Source organism: Vibrio cincinnatiensis DSM 19608 (assembly GCF_900167345.1).
Taxonomy (GTDB): domain Bacteria; phylum Pseudomonadota; class Gammaproteobacteria; order Enterobacterales; family Vibrionaceae; genus Vibrio; species Vibrio cincinnatiensis.
In genome coordinates this window covers 43,473-63,220 of the sequence record NZ_FUXB01000017.1, presented here as the reverse complement: position 1 = coordinate 63,220, position 19,748 = coordinate 43,473, and the positions used below count along the sequence as shown (strand labels likewise).

Here is a 19,748-nt window from a genome sequence, read left to right as displayed (position 1 = left end):
GACGAAAAGAGTAAACTTTTTAGTTTCTCTTTCCTCTTTAACCATCCCTACCAAAGGTCACCATTCAGTCGGCCATTCCACGCCACTAACGATGAGGATCACACCCGAAGTAACCACCCTCAGGGCGTTTGGTTAAAATGACGTTTATACTCCCAGCTAAACGGTGATGGCGGCGATAGCCCCCTCTTGAGTTATCATGATTCTTACCCTTAACCTATTGTAGAAATAGGCAATAAATTTACAGAAATTGCTCTATAAGTACGACTATTAGTCTATTATTATGCATTCATCAGCGCAGTAACCCCACCATCGTAAGCCAAAATTAAGGCCTCTTCTTTGGTGGTTATCCTTACAATCAGAGGTGAAAGTAATGCAATTTACTTATGTTAATCCGACTCGAATTTATTTTGGTCAACAACAAATCTCGGCAATAACAAAAGCCATTTCACAAGATAAAAAAGTGCTGGTGATTTATGGTGGCGGCTCAATTAAACGCAACGGTGTGTATGATCAAGTCGCTGACGCATTAAAAAATCATACTTGGTTAGAATTTTCTGGCGTAGAAGCGAACCCAACGAAAGAAACCTTAGATAAAGCCGTCGCTATTGTTAAAGAACAAAATATCGACTTCATCCTTGCGGTTGGCGGTGGTTCAGTCATTGATGGTTCAAAATATGTTGCTGCAGCGGCTAAATACGACGGTGATGGCTGGGATATTATGCTCGGTAAACATGCGGTCACGGATGCCACACCTATCGGTGCGATTTTAACGCTGCCAGCAACAGGCTCTGAATCAAACTCAGGGGCGGTCATTACCAAGGCAGAAACCGCTGACAAGCTGGCATTTTTATCACCACATGTGCAACCTCAATTTGCCGTTATGGACCCGGATGTCATGAAAACGCTCCCAGAGCGCCAACTGATTAATGGCTTAGTTGATGCGTGGGTTCATACCTGTGAACAATATCTGACGATGCCAACTCAAGCCATGGTTCAAGATGGATATGCTGAAGCATTATTGAAAAACCTATTAGTCCTTGGTCGTGATTTTGAGCAGCGAGACAATGATGCTTGGCGCGCCAATTTAATGTGGACAGCAAACCAAGCACTGAATGGTTTAATTGGTAGTGGTGTTCCACAAGACTGGGCGACACATATGATTGGTCATGAATTGACTGCATTATGGCATGTTGACCATGCACGTTCTCTTGCGATTGTTCAGCCTTCTCTATTGCGTAACCAATTGGCGGTGAAAAAAGCCAAATTGGAACAAATGGGACAACATGTTTTTGGCCTTCCCTCTGGAGAAGATCTCGCCCTTCGCACGATTGATGCTATCGAAGCATTTTACCATCAATTAGGCGTTGAAACACACTTCTCAGCCCCTAATGTTACACCAGAACAAGCGGTGGAAAAGGTTGTTAATCAGCTGCAAGCACACGGCATGGTTGCCCTTGGCGAGCATCAAGCTATTACGTTACAGCAATCACGAGAAATTCTTTCTCAAGCATTGGTCTAAATTTTCTTCCGAGCGGCGCGAAAGCGCTGCTCTATATACCAACCTAAACTGTCCTTCCCTCAATATCATTTTATTTATTCGTTTTAGATCTCAGTTAGAGTTTCCACCCAAAGTCATTGAATAAGCGTATACTTTTGGTTATGAAAGGCAGAACAAATACACATTAGGAACGATTGTTATGAAAAAGACCACACGCACCATGGCGGCAAAGAAGCATGTTGCTCTAGTCGCTCACGATAACTATAAAGGTGAGCTGCTACGTTGGGTGGTAGAGAATAAAGAAAAACTACAACACCATGAATTGTATGCGACAGGCACGACAGGCCACATGCTGACGAAAGAAACGGGGCTTCCAATCACCAGTATGATCAGTGGCCCAATGGGAGGAGATCAGCAGCTTGGTGCAAAAATTGCCGAAGGGCTGATTGATGTATTGATCTTCTTCTGGGATCCCTTGAACTCCGTTCCCCATGATCCAGATGTAAAAGCACTACTGCGTATTGCCAGCGTATGGAATATTCCTGTAGCGACTAACCGTGCAACCGCAAAGTTTTTATTTAATTCCATCTTGATGGGACAAGAAGTTGATATTGAAATCCCGGATTATCATGCTTACCTTGCCGATCGCACTTAATTCCTATCTAAAGGTGTTTGAGTGACGTGCATATGAGAAGTATTAAACTCTCATACTAAAATGGCAGCAGCCTAACCGGCATGCTGCCATTGCTAAATTGAAATGCCCCATTCAAATTTACCCGATGACTCACCTAGAACGTTAGTTATCCTAATTAAACGAATGGAACGACTAAGGCTTATTATCAATTCCATACTGATTTAACTGTACATATATACACCTTTATCGCACAATTCTTAAAAAGAATTGGTATTCATAGGTGATGTACATGCTGAATCAATTAGAACGTGGAATCAAAGAGTTAGTCGAGAACTTCATAGCAGAAGGAAAACAATGTCCTTCGACTTTTGATATTGATAGTAGAAGGGCGGGTTACCTATCTAGTACTGATTTATCTGGCAGTAGCCCTGAGATGTTTGAAGAATTCATTGATGATCTTAACGGGGCGACACTAAAAGTCTACAAACCAAGTAACACAACCGGTTTACCCATTACCATCTACTTCCATGGTGGCTGTTTCATTAGCGGAGGATTTAAAACTCACGAACAGCAATTGAGACAGATAGCCAGTTTATCGAACAGTATCGTTATTTGTATTCAATATCGTTTAGCGCCTGAAAATGGTTATCCAGCAGCACATGACGATGTGTACAATGCCGTGCTTGCAATAAAGGAGCTAGGTAGCACTTACGGTGGCGATACGAACATGATTTATTTCGTTGGGGATAGCGCTGGTGGTCAGTTAGCCTTAACGACATCTTTGCGTTTAAAACAAAACCAAAACTGGCTTCCTCAAAAACAAATTTTGATTTACCCAATGCTGGATCCCTTCGGAAAATCTAAAAGTTACGTCGAAAACGGTACAGATTACATGATTACCGCGAATATGCTGCTTTCAGGATTTTCCATGTACACGACGGGTATGGGAAAAGAATTGATTACTCAAAACCCAGAGCTAAACCCACTCGAGTGTGCAGATTTTGAAGGACTGCCAGCAACTTACATTATTACCGCTGAATTTGATCCTTTAAGAGATGAAGGTGAGCAATGCTATAAACAATTACTCAATGCTGGCGTTGAAGCGTATTGTGAACGTTACTTAGGTGTTATCCACGGATTCCATCAGTTATCGGGAGTCAGTGCAAGTGCTCGGCGCTGTCTGCGTCATATTTCCGAAGAGATTAAGCAAACAACAAAATCGGTTAGCCGTTAATGACGAAAGACCGCTTAATGAACATGCTTTCAACCAATCTTGGCTGAAACACTTTTGCCCTCAAATCGGTTACCGATCGAAGTCCGACGCAGAGAGTGAAGCTTTATCCTCCTACCAATTTAAGTAGGAAAAAAGCAGTGCTTCCTTTTTCAAAAAGCACTGCTTTTTAGTGACTGACTAATACCCTTTTTGTAAAAAGGATGATGATACCGTCAACTGACAACCCGCTTCTTGCATCGCACTCCAAGCCGCTTCAACATCACCATCAATAAGGTTAACGCCACGGCAGGCATCTTGAATCACCCATGTTTTAAAGCCTAATGAAAGCGCATCTAACGCGGTGAATTTAACGCAATAATCGGTGGCTAACCCCGTGATATACAGTTCAGTCACCCCGATTTTTTGCAGATAGTCCGCTAATCCTGTGGATTGGTCGTGCTGATTATCAAAAAAGCCGCTATAGCTATCGATATCAGGGTGAGTTCCTTTATATATCACACGTTCAATGGCATCGAGATTGAGCCCAGTAATAAACTCAGCTCCGTAGGTTTCTTGTACGCAGTGATCAGGCCAAAGTATCTGCTCAATATCAGACAACTGTATCTTCTCTCCCGGCTGTTTTCCTTGTGTAGAAGCAAAGCTAGCGTGGCCTTCAGGGTGCCAGTCTTTAGTCGCAATCACATGGTCAAAATGGGGCATCAAAAGATTAATAACAGGAACAATCGCGTCACCATCGGGAACAGGTAATGCTCCATCTGGCGAAAAATCATTTTGTACATCAACTAAAATCAAGGCCTTACTCATCGGTTCCTTCCTTTATACATCATAAGGTTACTTTTGTTTGATAACCGGATAGTCATTATCGGCCAATAACTCTTGTACAAAACAAGAACCATTGCCGCTGTAAGTTACCCAGACTTTTTCTTTTGCTCTGGTCATTGCCACATAGAATAAACGACGTTCTTCTGCATAAGGAAACGCTTTTTCTGGCTGGCTGAGCGCACTATCCAGGTGAAGGCTTTTCACTCGCGCTGGGAACTGCCCTTCATTTACTGCCAGAATAATGACGTAATCCGCTTCTTTTCCTTTACTGGCATGGCAAGTCATAAATTCCAGCTTAAGAGATAAATAGCGCTGTTGCCAATCGGACAAGTGCTCAGGTCGATGATAATGATTACGTCCCAGTAATAAAACACGTTTCGTCGTATTGGCCTTACGATTTAATTGATCCAACACTTTTTCAACCTGATTACTGGCACAAAGGTGCACCGCTCGCTGTTTTTGAGTTTTAAAACTGTTGAGCGTTTTCGGTAGCTGCTGGGGATTTTTTTGCACAAAGGTATTCGCTACAGCTCCTATCTGATCATTAAACCGATAGGTGATATCTAAGTGATGAAGAGTTGAATGAGGGAATCGAGTCGAAAACTCCGTGGTTAGATTCACATCAGATCCAGCAAATTGATAAATAGATTGCCAATCATCTCCCACCGCAAATAAATTCGGACTGGCCGGCCTTTGCTCACACAAAGCTTGTATTAACTCTAACCGTTGTGGCGAAATATCTTGATACTCATCGACCATGATATATTTCCACGGCGCAGTAAATTTACCTTTACGTACATACTCAGCGGCTCGGCTAATCATCATATTAAAATCGATATGATGGCTTTCTTTTAGCATCTGTTGCCAAGCTTGAAAACATGGCCAACATAATGCAAGCTCACTGTTTAGCCGAGGATAGTCGGGATGATCGATGAGCTGCTGTTGAATCGCTTTCTTACCAAGCGCCAATTGTGCGAGTTGATCAAGTTGCCTTTCCAACCACGCAATCAGCTTAGGGTCTTCAACGTGGCTTCCTAGTTCATCATCTCCTGCAAGGTAAGCAATGGGCCATTGGATTAAGTGCTTTTGCCATCGTTTAAAATTCGTGGGTGTCATCCAGTGACGTTTAAGCCAATCCATACACCAAGCTTTCTTCTGTTTCTCATCTAGAGCCAGCGGAGAGAGAGCGACGTCCTGCCCTTCCACTTGGTGAATAATGTACAAACCCAGTTGATGGAACGTATTAACTCGTACATGGTCTGCGGCTAAACCAATGGTATTTTTTAAGCGTTGCGCCATCTCATTCGCGGCTTCTTTACCAAAAGCAATCAGTAACATCTCTTCTGCTTGAGCAAGGTGGCTCTGTAATAAATAAGCCACTCGAGCAGTCAGTACACTGGTTTTACCTGAACCTGCGCCAGCCAAGACTAAATTATGATCATCGTTAAGCAATACGGCTTGCTGTTGAGATAAGTTCAACGGCGAAGACTCCAACTGAGAAAAAAGCACCGTCCAGTTGTTTCGTTCAACCTCTAACCAATGCTGATTACGAGTCAATAAAGTTTGATTGGTCTCTAATAGCCAAGGTGTGAGTGAGCCCATGGCTTGGGGTAAATGGTTAATGGCCTCTTCTAAACTCATTCCCATTTTAGTAAGGTCACTAAACACTTGGCTAACCCACTGTTCAACGCGAGAATGCGGTAAAAAGGCCGGCAAATGGACGAGTTCATGTAATGCCTGTTGCCAAGCTGGCAGATGTGTCGATAACTCAACACATTGGCGATTGAACCATGTCTGATATGCAGACACGAGTTTATGCGCAAATTGGCGAGCTTGAGGCCAAGGTAGCCCTTGCACCAACCATGAGCGTTGGGTCATCTGTTCTGGATGAGCAAAAAATTGCAGTTCTGCCCATAACAACCCTCGGTGAACTTTCACCTGTCCATTCCACACCGTAAAAGGAATACGCTCTTCACTATGCAATGAGGTCAACACCAGACGTTCGTCTTCTAAACCAACGTGATGGTATTCATTAGCGATAAAAAATTGTGCAGTTTTGCTTGCACTTAGCTGCATATTGGAGACCCCATGGTTTTCACTGTCGAGCATCATAACCTAAACCACAATTGCAATGAAAAATTAATGTCAATATTTCATCTGTAACTGATGACTTTCTTATTTTCGATCAGGCTCTTAGATCAAAGATCTGTTACACTCAGCGTTTTCTTTCTGGCATTGACGGCAACCGTGAAAAGACTCAATCAAATCCGGCTCTATTGGGCGAATAAAACCATCAATTATAGCCTGCTGATCCTGATCACTTTATTAGGCGTGGTCATTCCCGCATGGCACTACAACTTAAATACGTGGATCACGCCGCTGATTTTAGGAGTCATTGCCGCAGCGCTTGCTGAACGTGATGACCGCTTCACGGGGCGCCTAAAGTCTATAATGCTCACCCTTGTTTGCTTTGCCATTGCTGCTTTTTCTATCGAAATCCTCTTCAAAATGCCCTTACTCTTTGCCATTGGGCTATTTAGTTCAACCTTTATTTTTATTATGTTGGGTGCAATAGGAGCTCGTTATGCCAGCATCGCCTTCGCATCTCTGCTCATTGCCATCTATACCATGCTGGGAGCCCATCAAAGCACCAATATCTGGTTTCAACCCCTTTTACTGCTGAGTGGCAGTGCTTGGTATTATTTCTTATCTATGCTGTGGTACGCATTTTGGCCAATGCAACCCGTGCAACAAAGTTTAGCAACCGTATTTCTCCAACTAGGCCAGTATCTTGATGCTAAGTCACAACTCTTTTATCCCGTCTCAAATTTAGTGCCTCAGCCCTATCGAATTGCTGAAGCTAATTTAAATGCAGCGACTGTCAATGCCCTAAACCAATGTAAAGCCACCTTACTGACTCGGGCCAAGCGCGGGCATGTTGACAGCGCGAGTGACCGTTTCTTAAGCTTATATTTCTTAGCTCAAGACATTCATGAACGCGCCAGTTCAAGCCACTATCGATATCAAGAACTTGCTGAACATTTTGGCCGCACCGATGTCCTCTTTCGATTTAAGCACTTGCTGCACGCTCAAGCTCAAGCTTGTCGTGATATTGCACTATCCATTCGCTTGGGGCTTCCTTATCAGCACCGCGGTGACTCTATTCTTGCGTTAGATGAATTATTACTATCATTAACTTATTTACAAGAACAACAACGCCCAGAATGGAAACGTTTATTAGCTCAGTTAGGGTATTTATTCAATAATTTAGCTACTGTTGAAAAACAGTTAAACAACGTAAGTAACCCTGATGTTCATAAATCGGAAGATGATGTTCTGCATGACACTGAAGCGCATTCACTAAAATCCATGTGGCAGCGATTAAAAGCGAACCTCACACCAGACTCATTGCTCTTTCGTCATGCGGTCCGTATGTCCATTGCGCTGACAACAGGATATGCCATTTTACAAGGTTTAGGGTTAGAACGAGGTTACTGGATACTGCTGACCACCCTATTCGTCTGTCAGCCAAACTACGCAGCCACGCGGCAAAAACTTGTCTCACGAGTTATCGGGACTCTCGCCGGGCTCTTGATTGGCGTTCCCTTATTAACCTTATTTCCGTCACAAGAGAGCCAACTGGTCTTTATTGTTATCTCTGGAGTCATGTTTTTTGCTTTTCGTCTTAACAACTATAGCTATGCGACGGGCTTTATCACTTTATTGGTTCTTTTCTGCTTTAACCAATTGGGAGAAGGCTATGCCGTGGTATTACCTCGCCTCGCCGATACCTTAATTGGCTGTATTTTAGCTGTGGCTGCCGTCATTTTGATTTTACCTGACTGGCAATCTAAACGGCTCCATAAAGTCATGGCCGAAGCCATTGAAGCCAACAAGCACTATTTAGCACAAATCATTGGCCAATATCGAGTCGGCAAAAAAGACAACCTAAGCTACCGAATTGCAAGACGTGATGCCCATAACCAAGATGCCGCCCTTTCCGCGGCCGTAAGTAACATGTTAGCGGAGCCCGGCAAATACCGAACAGCTACCGATGAGAGCTTTCGGTTTTTAACGCTTAACCATGCGTTATTAAGCTATATTTCCGCATTAGGTGCGCATCGGACGAGAATTGATGATGAACATGTTCATCAACTGGTGCTTGATTCACATCGAGTGATTCACCAGCATTTAGAGGTACTTTATCAGCAATTATTTACCCACTGTGATGAATGTGATACCAGCAGCATTGATGATGCAGGGCTAGAAAAACGATTAGCAGAATGGAGAGAAGAAGATGACGGTTCTGCACGCATGGTACTGCAACAGCTACACCTTATTTTTCGCATGCTACCGGAATTACACTCTCTCGCCAGCAAATTTGCTGTACGTGTAAACTAAATTAACCGCTCACCGTTCAGAAAAGCGAATAAGTGCTATTGACCAAGGAGGAAGAAAGAAAGAAAGAAAGGAAGGAAGAGCGCCTTGCTATTTTCCTCAACACTTGCGCTTTCATCGACCTAAGCATAAGCTTATTTAAGCATTAAGGGGGAAAGTCATGTCTATTTCAGCCGTTTCTTCTGGTTATCCCATTCTTCAGCAATCATCAAAGATGGCAGAAGAAGCTGCGCTTGATCTTCAACAAAAAACGCCTCAAAAGAATCAACCATCCAGTGCGTTCGACTTTAATCAGGTTGAAAATAAACCCGATTCAGAAAAATCATCCCCCAAAACAAACACCCATCACGCTTTACTCAAACTGAACCAAGCCCAGCAATACCATAAGGTAGGAGCAACTGTCATTCAACGTGAGCAGGCCATGCTCGGTAGCCTACTCGACATGCATGTATAAGTTCTCCCCAACATCGTATACTAACGGCCGCCAGGGAGGCTTCATTGCATTGATGATAAAGCAGTTAAAAATCAAACTGAAGATAGACGGTATTATAGTTGCTTCCGCCTTTAATACGTCCGTACTGCGAAGATTTTTCAAAAATTGCCGAACGATGATGTAAAGAGTAGCCGACCCAAACATGTTTAAAGTCTCGACGGTTCATCAAATCCCCAACGTTCACATCGACGGAGAAATCAAGATAGTTAAGCAGATGGCTTGGCGTATAACCTTTCTCATCCATTTCAGTCTGCTCAATATAAGTAATATTATCAACGTAAGACATCCCCTCAGCAAAACCAAAACGCCATGTGGTTGGCCAATTGAAGGTATAATAAGCTTTAATCGCGGCAATCCATTCTGTACTGGCAGATTGAACACTGGATGACCAATGGTGAGCAATCCCTGAGGTAAAATAAAGATCGACAGGAAAACCAAACACTTCATCCGTTAAAGGGTGGCCGTAAAATACTGAGCTGAGCTGATTATTATATGGGTCTTTCTCTCCTTCAAAATTAATAATTTCACCAATATTCGCTGGCGTTGCCCAGCCATGAGCAAAACGAAGGTAACGTTTATTCGTCAATGCTTGCTTCAACGGTTTCGTTTTGTCATTGAAAAAACCAAAACCAACCGAGATTTCGCCTTGGTAGCGATCATTCACCGCCGAGCTGTAATAAGCATTGTTATCTAAACGCGTCATACTTGTCGAACCCAACAAATAGAAATTGGAGATAACATGGTAACGAGCATCAATCCCCACTTTCAGATCAACACCCGCCCCAATGGACTCGCCACCAAGCTGCTCAAACGAATAATAAGTACTATTAAAATCCGCCTCTTTATATCTGATATTCACACTGGACGATAACGCTAAATCACCGATCTCATACTCGGCGGTAGCACGAATATTTCCATGAAAATGAAATTGATCGTCACTCATAATTTCAGCGTCAAAATGCCAAACATCATCATACTGATAGCGGACTTGAACCCCAAAATCCGCAGAATCCCCTTCGATAGAATTTTGTATCGACTTAGGAATATCAACAAAACGTAAACGAGTAAGAGCACTGATTTTAAATGCTGAATCTGTGGGATTGTAAAGATATACCCCACCCTCTAACCCATCAATAAAGAGGGTTTCATTCTGAAAATACATCATGGGAACAAAGGTGGCGACGTGGGAGTCTCCCACCGCCGTATTAAAAGGGATAGATGCGATACGAGACATCGCCGCAATGCCCCACTCTTGCTCTGCATGGGTTTGAGCCTGAACCGCTCCAAGAGAAAAAAAGCCAGTCGCTATAAAAGAGCATGGCTTGATAACAAATTGACGAAAAGGATGCGGCTTTGTACTGCTGGTATCAACCGCTGTTTTATTTAATGACATCTGGATTACAATTCTTAAAGTTTTTATAAATAATGGCTAATGATGACTCAGAGCGATATCGCGTTGAGCAATACTCACCCCTTTGATTTGGGCATAAACAGGAGTACCCACCGACAATTTCAGTTCTTCCAACGCCCACTCAGTAATGGTTGACCACAAGAAGCAGCCTTCGTCCAGTGCCAACTGCAAAGCAATACTCTTTCGATTTTCTCCCTGCTGTAAATGTTCAATTTTAATCACCTTCGCGGGTAAAATATTACGGATAGAGGTTTTTTGCGGTTTTTCCAATGTCACCGACACATCGGTCGCTCGTATCTTCAAACGGATGGGAAGATGAAGATCACCGTCTATCTGTTGTACCCATACGCCCACCAGCTCAGTTAACCGAATGTAGCTAAGCCCATAATGGGTTTGATGTTGAGCAATATAACCAGACAATAGCGTGCTTTGCTCACTAAAAGATTGCCAAGGTCTCATCACCGAAGATGACCAGACTTGCTCTATCGGCCCAGAGATTAATGTTTTTCCGTTCTCCAACACCACCAGATGATCAGCCAATCGTAAGACCTCGTTCATACTGTGGGTCACGTATAATACAGGAATATTCACGGTTTGAGCTAACTGCTCAAGAAAAGGCATTACCTCCCTTTTCCTCGGTAGGTCAAGGGATGCGAGTGGCTCATCCATCAAGAGTAAATCTGGCTTCGTCAGTAACGCTCGCCCAATAGAGACTCGCTGTTTTTCCCCCCCCGATAGCGTATGTGGATAACGCGCTAGCAAGGGCTCTAACGCCAGTAGTTGAACAATTTGATTGAAATAGTCCGTATCTTTTTCGGTAATGCCATAGGTGAGATTGCCATGCACTCGATAATGTGGAAATAATCGTGCTTCTTGAAAAACATACCCAATTTTCCGTTTTTCAACGGGTACACTGACCTTGTCTTGATCATGGAATAACACTCGGTGAGGAAGCCGAACTTGCCCGCTATCAGGGGTTATCAACCCACTGATAAGATTAATCAATGACGTTTTACCTGAGCCTGAACGACCAAAAATAGCCGTAATGCCGGTAGCAGGCAAATGCAGGTTAACACTCAGCGCCATATCACCGAGCTGCTTATTGACTCGAACAGATAAGGAAGCCATCAACCATTCACTCCTAAACGGCGTTGCATACGTCGATTAACCCATTCTGAAATAAACAGGGACAGCAAAGCAATCACGATAGAAATGATACATAAGCGAGCAGCTTCCATCTCAGCCCCTGGTGTTTCTAAGAAATTATACATGGCTAAAGGTAAGGTTTGCGTCTCTCCAGGGATATTAGAAACAAAACTAATGGTGGCTCCAAACTCACCTAAACTACGTGCAAAAGAAAGCATGGTTCCGGTAATGATCCCCGGAAAGATTAAGGGTAAGGTGATGGTAAAAAACACTTTTAATGGAGAAGCCCCCAAGGTTCTCGCCGCTTGTTCCAACTTAGGATCAACATTTTCGATACTCAAACGAATCGCTCTGACCATTAATGGCAGAGCAATCACAAAACAGGCCAATACCGCGCCGCGCCAACTAAAACTAAATGAAAAACCAAACCAAGACGCTAACCATTGACCAATCACGCCTTGACTGCCCATTGAAATCAATAAGAGGTAACCCACCACGATGGGTGGTAACACTAATGGAAGATGAACCAGACTGTCTAACAGCGTTTTACCCACAAACGTTTTACGAGCGAGCAACCAAGCTAAAAACAGGGCGATGGGCAATAACCATAATACCGTATAACCGGCGACCTTTAGGCTCAGTTGTAAAGCCATCCACTCATAATCACTGAGCCAGTGTTTCATTCTCTATATCCGTGTTAAAACCATAAGTGGCTAGAATTGACTTCGTTTGTGAAGAAGTAAGAAAGTTGATCAAGGAAACCGTGCTCGACTTATCATTCAACTGCGCGAGTGGATAATGAATAGGCGAATGTAACGAGGAGTCAAACTCCGTCACAATCGAGACTTTGCGACTGGTTAAAGCATCCGTGTTATAGACCATTCCTAATGGCGCTTCTCCCCGCTCAACCAAAGCTAATGCTAAACGCACATTATTCGTTTGTGCTAACCGTGACCGTACTGTATCCCACACACCCAATGACGTCAGTACCTCTTTAGAATAGATACCAATCGGAACCGCTTCAGTATTACCAACCGCCAGACGTCCCCCGTTTAACCGTTGAAGCCACGCTTGGCCATTCGTAATATCAAACGAAGGTTGTGCGGCGTGGGCAGGCTGAATAAGAACAAGATGGCTCGTCGCCAGTAACATCACGTGCTCTTCTTTAAGCTTTTTCTTATTTACAAGGTACATGACCCACTCATCATTAGCCGAAAGAAAGACATCTGCTGGGGCACCATGTTCAATTTGTCGGGCTAAAGAGGACGAGCCCCCAAATACCGCAATGACTTTAACCTCATGCTGAGATTGATAAAGATGAATCAGTTCATTGACGGCGTTAGTCATTGAGGAGGCCGCATAAATATGGAGCGTTTCTTGCGCCCAAAGTATCGGGCTAATGAAAAGCATGCCCAATAGATAAAATCTTTTTTTCATGAGTAACGGCCAACCCCTTTACTTCTCATTAGTATGACAAAAAATGTGATCGCACAGCACAGCGACCAAATATTATTCAATTTCTTCTATCGTACTTATTTTAACAACAAAAGTTTGTCAGAAGATGAAATAATTTGCACAAATGGCCTGAAATTCGCATAGCATTGTTGTATCTTTACGCTTTCCTCTTTTTAGGATGAATGACTATGCTCAAAAAAACGTCTTTATTCGGCACTTTACTCTTGGCGACACTGCTACCTACCACCGCTTCAGCAAACAATTTTAACTATAACTTTTTTGAAGTTCGGACCGCCTTAAGCCCTGAATCTATGGGGGCAGAGTTCAATACTTACTTCACCGAAAACTCACACCTTATCGCTCGCATTGATTCTCGTTTCGAAGGTGATTGGGATGCCGCTGGGGGCATTGGATTTAATGGGCCAGTTAACCCATTTGCTGATATCTATGGTCAGATGCTCATCCACAGCGTCCGTGGAAGTGATGATGAAGGTAATAAAAATGATGTCATGATGGAACTCAACATCGGTACTCGTGTTTGGTTAACAAACCAAATTGAAGGGCACCTTCGTGTCGGACGAAATGAAGATCACTCGATTTTTATCGGAGGGCTGCGCTTTCACTCCACGCAACAGATGACCATTTCTGCTGAAGCTCGAAATGCTGGATTATGGGGCCCGCAGATAAGTATGGGTGTAAGATTTCAATTTTAGCCATTTTCTTACACAGTAAATCATCATGTGGTAGCCCGTAAATCATGAACTCGTACTATAATATTATCCTTACAAACTTAAGCACTCGCGTATTCCCCTCGGTCATGTCGCCTTAACGGCTAAGGCTGTCGAGAAACATTCTCTTTCAGTGATTCCTCACTGGGTAAAGCGTATTGGCCTGCATCAAGGTGTGCGATATTCTGTTTTTCTATTTGTTAGGATAAAGTATGACAACCTCGGGATCTATCCCATGTGAGAAATTGGGTAATTACCTACAACCGGGTATGAAAATCTCTGCCAGTATTCAATTTGGTCCACAAGATAGTCTCACTTTTTCGACGACCCTCGTTGGTTTTAAAGCGACACAATTTTTACTATTAGATATGCCGATTAAAACCTATGAAAGCTTAGTCATGCGAAAACTCTCTAATGTACCCATTGTGATCAGAGGCATGAGCGATACTGAACTTGGGCATATTATTGCTTTTCGAAGTTCTATCTATCAGGTTATATCCACCCCTTTTAACCTGCTTTTTATCCGCTACCCTAAACACTTTGCCAGCAAAGCCATCCGAGAGCATGAGAGATACAAAATTTCACTTCCTGTGACATTAACGGAACACAATAATCACTTTGAGAAAAACTTCACGGGTACTTTGGTCGATTTTTCTGTCTCTGGTTGTGGGGTGTTTATCGAAGGGGAAAATGAGTTGCAGCTAAACCATTCCGTTTCCCTCTCTTCTGCACTCGATAGTTGGCTGCCACAAGATTTAGCCAGCCATGTCGTTAGCCTACGTCGCAAAGATAAAGGCTACCTTGTGGGCATAAAATACGCTTCCATGATAGAAATGACGGATGACTTACGAGCTCAAATCCTGAGTTTGTCTCAGCACCGAATATCGTAAAGTTCCTCTCCAGTCATAGCCGTTAGTCGATAAAAATAAAGGGTTAACAGGAATCGCTGTCGTGAGGAAGTCTCGTCTCACTCGGTAAGTGGGATGAGACTATCGCTCCCCAAGGAAATTCAGACAGAGCGCTCGTTCCCGCAACAAGGCTCTCTTTTTTCTCTTTGCTCAGGCGCTTAATACGATACTCCAATTTTAACGCTTGGCTTTTATCCGAGCCAACTGCATATTGCCATACCAACGTTAGCGGCCCCTTACCTCTTAATGCCTTAGCCCCCTGCCCACGTTGGTGTTGCTGGAAACGCCGCTGAGTATTGGTTGTAATACCGCAATACAGCGCATTTCCTGAAGTACGAATGAGATATACCCACCAGTGCGAACGAGAAGAAAAAGAGCCAGTCATATCACTTATCGAGATTGCTCAAGCAGAGTTCGCAGTTCAGCGACCTCTTCACGTAAGGCTGCAACTTCTAACTCTAATGCTTCGATTTGAGTAGTGGCGGATTCAGAAGAGGGGCTGGTGGCAAAGTGGGTAAGATCAACCGCGCCACAAAATAGGTGGTGATATCGGGACTCTCGCTTGCCAGGCTCTCGTGGTAATTTCACCACTAATTCTCGTTCTACTAAGGCTTCAAGGACAGCTTCGGCTTGTTTGACATCACTAAAACTACACAAACGATTCGTGCGTGTTCTTAATTCCCCCGGGGTTTGAGGGCCACGTAACAATAAACAGCACACTAAAGCCAACTCTTGTTCATTCAATTTTAAATCGCCAAACTCGGTATTGCAGAAACGATGCTGATATTTACGCGTTCGACTGTTAAAGCTGCTTTCATCACTGACTAAACGGCGGGCAATTAAGGCTTCAACCGTGTCTTGCACTTCCGCTTCAGATAATGAAAGAACAGGCTCACGGTTACTTTTTTGATTACAGGCCGTCGTTAAACTGTTGAGAGTAAGTGGATAATGATCAGGCGTTGTTACTGCTTTTTCAATTAAGCAGCCAATCACTCTCGCTTCTAAATGGGACAATTCATTATGCATCTGCATTTCCTTATTGTTATCTGAGATAGCGTCTATTTCACCAAGCGCCGAGTTACCTCGGTGATCCGCCTATATCACCCTAGTGCTCTAATACGAAAACCAAACGAAGGAATCGACCATGCTCATCCATCACCACCACCTTAGAACGGTTTAATTCGATTTCAAGCAGGGCAAGATTTTGCCGTTCATACAAATAGGCTTGGCGAAGTTTCTGTTGTTGCACAGTAAAGGAAGACTTCTCTTTTGATGTCGATGTCGGAACAACAATTTCTGAGTGTGACATAATTAAATGGTTGTTTCATTCGTCGTTGAATACATGATATAGCGCCTTTTTATTGATGTACACTAGCGGTATGTATCTAAGGCCATCAAAAACCACACATTCTGGTGATTTATTCAGCAAGATGCAATGAGGTTTGATCTTAGGTCTGTTATGCGCCTTAACGATGTGCTTTAATCTCTGGTAGTGGCATTCATGATAGGAAAAGGGACCTATGAACAGCGTATTTGAAATTGTGAGCCTAGCTCGTCGTAAAAACAAACTAAAACGTGAACTGCTTGATAACGAAAAGAAAGTTCGTGATAACCGTAAACGTGTTGATCTACTAGAAAACTTAGTGGACTACATCAAACCAGATATGACTCAAGCGGAGATCATTGAAATTGTCAAAAACATGAAGTCAGATTATGAAGATCGTGTGGATGACCATATTATTAAAAGTGCTGAAATTTCTAAAGAGCGCCGTGAAATTAGCCGTCGCATCCGTGAACTTACAGAGCAAGATAAGCTGATGACTCAAGGCGGGAAAAAGTAATTCCGACCATGGAGTAACTCATCTATTCATGCAAAGTCCGCGATAAGCGGACTTTCTTTTTTGAATACTGAGGTACCCAAGCCGTTCAACAGATAACGTAATAACAAATTTATTATTAGCGTTAATCGTTTGCGTAATCGCTAACCTTCTCCGAAGCTCTTTTTGAGGGTTTCATCACAGATTAACCGTTGTTATAGTTTTCATTAGAAAAGTTAATCCAGCCATTTTCGGTAAGGCTTTGTCCATTTTCATGATGAAAAACAGCGTGCCGCTACTGACCCGGCTTGGGCCAACAGCAAGAGGATACAATAATGGATATGAATATGATTGAAATCATGGGCTACGCTGCCTCAATTATGGTCGCAATTTCACTCACCATGAAAGACATTGTAAAACTAAGAATACTGAATTTTATTGGCTGTAGCTTATTTGTTGCTTATGGTTTGATGATTGATGCGTTACCCGTTGTGGCAACCAATGCTTTTATCGCTTGTGTTAACGTCTACTTTTTAGTGAAGATGCAACAGGCAAAAAAGACTGAAGGCGTACAAAGCGCCGCCTAACCTTCCCCAAGCGTTTTTCTTTCTAACATAAAATGCCCGACACTCTGCCGGGCATTGGACTCAATAAAGACCGTTCTCTACTAATCTTCTTCAGTATGCAATGCTGCCCATGACTGAGCACATTTCACTGCACGCTTCCAACCTCGATAACGACGTTGACGTTTCTCTTCGTCTTGATGAGGCATAAATGAACGATCAATTTCTGCTTTATTTTTCAGTTCTTCTAATCCATCCCAGAACCCGACCGCAATACCGGCTAAATACGCCGCTCCCAGTGCTGTAACTTCTGTCACTTTAGGGCGATGGACTTCTGTATCCAACACATCAGACTGGAACTGCATTAAGAAATTATTCGCCACAGCACCACCATCGACTCGTAGTGCGGCCAGTTTAATGCCTGAATCGGCCTGCATCGCATCCAATACATCACGGGTTTGATAAGCAATACTTTCCAGCGTTGCACGGATGATGTGGTTAGCATTCACCCCTCGTGTTAGACCCACAATGGTTCCACGGGCATACGCATCCCAGTAAGGAGCACCAAGCCCAGTAAAGGCAGGGACAACATACACACCATTTGAGGTATCTACTTTGGTGGCAAAGTATTCTGAATCATGAGCATCTGAGATTAATTTCAACTCATCTCGTAACCACTGAATCGACGCCCCGCCCATAAATACCGCCCCTTCTAACGCATAGGCAGGCTCCCCTTTCGGGCCACAAGCCAGTGTTGTGAGCAAGCCATTTTTGGACGTCACTTTTTCTTGGCCAGTATTCATGAGTAAGAAACAGCCTGTACCATAGGTATTTTTTGCTTGACCCGCTTGGACACACATTTGACCGTATAAAGCCGCTTGTTGATCGCCCGCAATCCCTGCAATCGGAATCCGAGTTCCGCCTTTCCCCCCGATGTTCGTTTGCCCATAAACCTCAGAGGACGATCTCACTTCTGGCATCATACTCAGTGGTATATCAAATGCTTTTAAAATCTGCTCATCCCAATGTAATTCATTGATATTAAAAAGCATAGTACGAGAAGCATTGGTATAATCCGTCACATGAACGCGGCCTTGAGTCATTTTCCAAACCAGCCAAGTATCCACCGTTCCAAACAATAACTTACCCGCTTCGGCATCTTCACGAGCCCCAGGAACATTATCAAGAATCCATTTTATTTTGGTGCCTGAGAAATAAGGGTCAAGTAACAGCCCGGTATTTTCTCGAATGTAAGTTTCTAGCCCTTCTCGTGCTTTGAGTTCTTCACAAATTTCAGCAGTACGACGGCATTGCCACACAATTGCATTGTAAACCGGTTTACCGGTTTCTTTATTCCAAACAATCGTTGTTTCACGTTGGTTAGTAATCCCAATCGCAGCAACTTCATCACTTCGGATACCGGATTTACCAAGCACTTCCACTAAGGTGGAAGTTTGGGTTGCATAAATTTCCATCGGATCATGTTCAACCCAACCCGCTTGAGGATAAATTTGAGTAAATTCACGCTGAGAAACGCTGACAATGTTCGCATCATGATCCAGTACTACTGCTCGGGAACTGGTGGTTCCTTGATCTAATGCAACGACGTATTTTTGCTCAGTCATGGTGTATTCCTTATTATTTCACGTTCGAAAAATCGATTAACTATGATTATGAAGTAGGGTTTATACGTGTGCTTGTTCACTTTCTTCAACATTGTCACACTGATTAGGAATCGTACATCCCGTGCCCACTTTCGGGAGGTAAACGGCAATAAATTTCGGATAGGCCCAAGCCCCAAAACAAGCGCCAGCAATGGGAGCCACGATAGGTACAATAAAGTAGGGGATCTCTTTAGCACCGCTTAAGGCATAATCCCACCCAGCAAGGTAAGCAAAGAGCTTAGGTCCAAAGTCCCGTGCAGGGTTCATCGCAAAGCCCGTCAATGGGCCGAGCGAACCCCCAATAATTGCAATCAATACACCAATTAATAGTGGATTTAATGCATTACGATGTGCCCCATTATTTTCATCACCCAAAGCTAAAATGCCAAACATCAATACCGCAGTAATCACAAATTCAACCGCCATCGCCCCAGAAAAGGAGATCGAGGCATGAGAATAGGTGGAAAATATCCCCGCAGTGGCGAGTGCTTCTTGGCTATTTCGAGTGAAACTGTGAGCGATTTCGTAATCAACAAAAAGGTTACTGTATAGACTGTAGACTAACGCCGCCGCACAAAAAGCACCGAATAGTTGTGCAACGATGTAAGGGATTACTTTCGCTTTATTGAAGCCGTGGAATGCGGCAAGGGCAATCGTCACGGCGGGGTTAATATGGGCACCAGAAACACCAGCGGTACAATAAATAGCAATCGCTACGCCAAGCCCCCAAATGATACTAATTTCCCATTGACCAAATTGTGCATTGGTTAAAACCAAGGCAGCAACACAGCCGACACCAAAGAAAATGAGCAAACCCGTACCGATAAACTCGGCGATACACTCTCCTAAAAGAGTCTGTTGTTTTGTTCGAGCCATAGTATGAATCCTTGTGTTTATTTACACGTTATTGGTTTACACGTTGTTTGTGTGCAGCACAATCTGCCATAGAACTCCTTCATCGAAAACAAACAAAGATT

Annotated in this window: 20 protein-coding genes; 9 read left to right on the top strand and 11 right to left on the bottom strand. The window is 43.4% G+C overall.

What is annotated here, in order from left to right; genetic code table 11:
• Positions 1-370: 370 nt before the first annotated feature.
• The 3 genes from B5D54_RS14635 (at position 371) to B5D54_RS14625 (ending at position 3,366) form a co-directional block, all read left to right on the top strand.
• Complete coding sequence (locus B5D54_RS14635; RefSeq protein ID WP_078927306.1) at positions 371-1,519, top strand: iron-containing alcohol dehydrogenase; 1,149 nt, start codon at positions 371-373, stop codon at positions 1,517-1,519.
• A 178-nt stretch (positions 1,520-1,697) separates the two neighbouring features.
• Positions 1,698-2,153 carry a methylglyoxal synthase gene (locus B5D54_RS14630; RefSeq protein WP_078927305.1) on the top strand — a complete coding sequence of 152 codons (456 nt, stop codon included), beginning with the start codon at positions 1,698-1,700 and terminating at the stop codon, positions 2,151-2,153.
• A gap of 268 nt (positions 2,154-2,421) precedes the next feature.
• Positions 2,422-3,366: an alpha/beta hydrolase gene (locus B5D54_RS14625; RefSeq protein ID WP_078927304.1), complete on the top strand. Its 945-nt coding sequence runs from the start codon at positions 2,422-2,424 to the stop codon at positions 3,364-3,366.
• Between the two features lie 177 nt (positions 3,367-3,543).
• Here the strand turns inward: B5D54_RS14625 and pncA are convergent, their stop codons facing one another.
• Positions 3,544-4,170: a bifunctional nicotinamidase/pyrazinamidase gene (gene pncA / locus B5D54_RS14620; RefSeq protein ID WP_078927303.1), complete on the bottom strand. Its 627-nt coding sequence runs from the start codon at positions 4,168-4,170 to the stop codon at positions 3,544-3,546.
• A 27-nt stretch (positions 4,171-4,197) separates the two neighbouring features.
• The gene (helD, locus tag B5D54_RS14615) at positions 4,198-6,264 is read right to left on the bottom strand and encodes a DNA helicase IV (protein ID WP_078927313.1); all 2,067 of its coding nucleotides are present in this window, start codon (positions 6,262-6,264) and stop codon (positions 4,198-4,200) included.
• 171 nt (positions 6,265-6,435) lie between these two features.
• On the opposite strand from helD, the gene yccS reads away from it, so the two are divergent.
• Both yccS and B5D54_RS14605 read left to right on the top strand, forming a co-directional pair.
• Positions 6,436-8,589, top strand: a complete 2,154-nt coding sequence (gene yccS / locus B5D54_RS14610) for a YccS family putative transporter (RefSeq protein WP_078927312.1) — start codon at positions 6,436-6,438, stop codon at positions 8,587-8,589.
• Between the two features lie 157 nt (positions 8,590-8,746).
• The gene (locus B5D54_RS14605) at positions 8,747-9,040 is read left to right on the top strand and encodes a hypothetical protein (RefSeq protein WP_078927302.1); all 294 of its coding nucleotides are present in this window, start codon (positions 8,747-8,749) and stop codon (positions 9,038-9,040) included.
• Between the two features lie 64 nt (positions 9,041-9,104).
• Here the strand turns inward: B5D54_RS14605 and B5D54_RS14600 are convergent, their stop codons facing one another.
• From B5D54_RS14600 to modA, 4 genes are read right to left on the bottom strand one after another with little or no spacing between them, the layout of a single operon-like run.
• Positions 9,105-10,472, bottom strand: coding sequence for a MipA/OmpV family protein (locus tag B5D54_RS14600; RefSeq protein ID WP_078927301.1), 1,368 nt, complete (start codon positions 10,470-10,472; stop codon positions 9,105-9,107).
• 36 nt (positions 10,473-10,508) lie between these two features.
• A complete protein-coding gene (gene modC / locus B5D54_RS14595) occupies positions 10,509-11,618 on the bottom strand; it encodes a molybdenum ABC transporter ATP-binding protein ModC (RefSeq protein WP_078927300.1) in 1,110 nt (369 codons plus the stop codon).
• Entirely contained in the window at positions 11,618-12,319 is a 702-nt protein-coding gene (gene modB, locus B5D54_RS14590) for a molybdate ABC transporter permease subunit (protein WP_078927299.1), read from the bottom strand. The genes modC and modB overlap by 1 nt, the downstream gene beginning before the upstream one ends.
• Positions 12,300-13,073, bottom strand: coding sequence for a molybdate ABC transporter substrate-binding protein (modA, locus tag B5D54_RS14585; RefSeq protein WP_078927298.1), 774 nt, complete (start codon positions 13,071-13,073; stop codon positions 12,300-12,302). Before modA ends, modB begins: the two co-directional genes overlap by 20 nt.
• 206 nt (positions 13,074-13,279) lie before the next feature.
• On the opposite strand from modA, the gene B5D54_RS14580 reads away from it, so the two are divergent.
• Both B5D54_RS14580 and B5D54_RS14575 read left to right on the top strand, forming a co-directional pair.
• Complete coding sequence (locus B5D54_RS14580; RefSeq protein WP_078927297.1) at positions 13,280-13,804, top strand: hypothetical protein; 525 nt, start codon at positions 13,280-13,282, stop codon at positions 13,802-13,804.
• Positions 13,805-14,031: 227 nt separating this feature from the next.
• Positions 14,032-14,709: a PilZ domain-containing protein gene (locus tag B5D54_RS14575; RefSeq protein ID WP_078927296.1), complete on the top strand. Its 678-nt coding sequence runs from the start codon at positions 14,032-14,034 to the stop codon at positions 14,707-14,709.
• A gap of 43 nt (positions 14,710-14,752) precedes the next feature.
• On the opposite strand, the gene B5D54_RS14570 is transcribed toward B5D54_RS14575, so the two are convergent.
• The 3 genes from B5D54_RS14570 to B5D54_RS14560 form a co-directional block, all read right to left on the bottom strand.
• On the bottom strand, positions 14,753-15,112 hold the full coding sequence (locus B5D54_RS14570) for a GIY-YIG nuclease family protein (RefSeq protein ID WP_078927295.1): 360 nt from the start codon (positions 15,110-15,112) through the stop codon (positions 14,753-14,755).
• Positions 15,113-15,117: 5 nt separating this feature from the next.
• Positions 15,118-15,753, bottom strand: coding sequence for a YceH family protein (locus tag B5D54_RS14565; protein WP_078927294.1), 636 nt, complete (start codon positions 15,751-15,753; stop codon positions 15,118-15,120).
• 79 nt (positions 15,754-15,832) lie between these two features.
• Positions 15,833-16,036 carry a hypothetical protein gene (locus B5D54_RS14560; protein ID WP_078927293.1) on the bottom strand — a complete coding sequence of 68 codons (204 nt, stop codon included), beginning with the start codon at positions 16,034-16,036 and terminating at the stop codon, positions 15,833-15,835.
• A gap of 211 nt (positions 16,037-16,247) precedes the next feature.
• Here B5D54_RS14560 and B5D54_RS14555 point away from each other — a divergent pair, with 211 nt between their 5' ends.
• Both B5D54_RS14555 and B5D54_RS14550 read left to right on the top strand, forming a co-directional pair.
• Positions 16,248-16,568, top strand: coding sequence for a DUF496 family protein (locus B5D54_RS14555; protein WP_078927292.1), 321 nt, complete (start codon positions 16,248-16,250; stop codon positions 16,566-16,568).
• A 311-nt stretch (positions 16,569-16,879) separates the two neighbouring features.
• Positions 16,880-17,131, top strand: a complete 252-nt coding sequence (locus tag B5D54_RS14550) for a YgjV family protein (RefSeq protein WP_078927291.1) — start codon at positions 16,880-16,882, stop codon at positions 17,129-17,131.
• Positions 17,132-17,211: 80 nt separating this feature from the next.
• On the opposite strand, the gene glpK is transcribed toward B5D54_RS14550, so the two are convergent.
• Positions 17,212-18,732, bottom strand: coding sequence for a glycerol kinase GlpK (glpK, locus tag B5D54_RS14545; protein WP_078927290.1), 1,521 nt, complete (start codon positions 18,730-18,732; stop codon positions 17,212-17,214).
• 60 nt (positions 18,733-18,792) lie between these two features.
• On the bottom strand, positions 18,793-19,647 hold the full coding sequence (locus B5D54_RS14540; protein ID WP_078927289.1) for an MIP/aquaporin family protein: 855 nt from the start codon (positions 19,645-19,647) through the stop codon (positions 18,793-18,795).
• Positions 19,648-19,748: the final 101 nt, after the last annotated feature.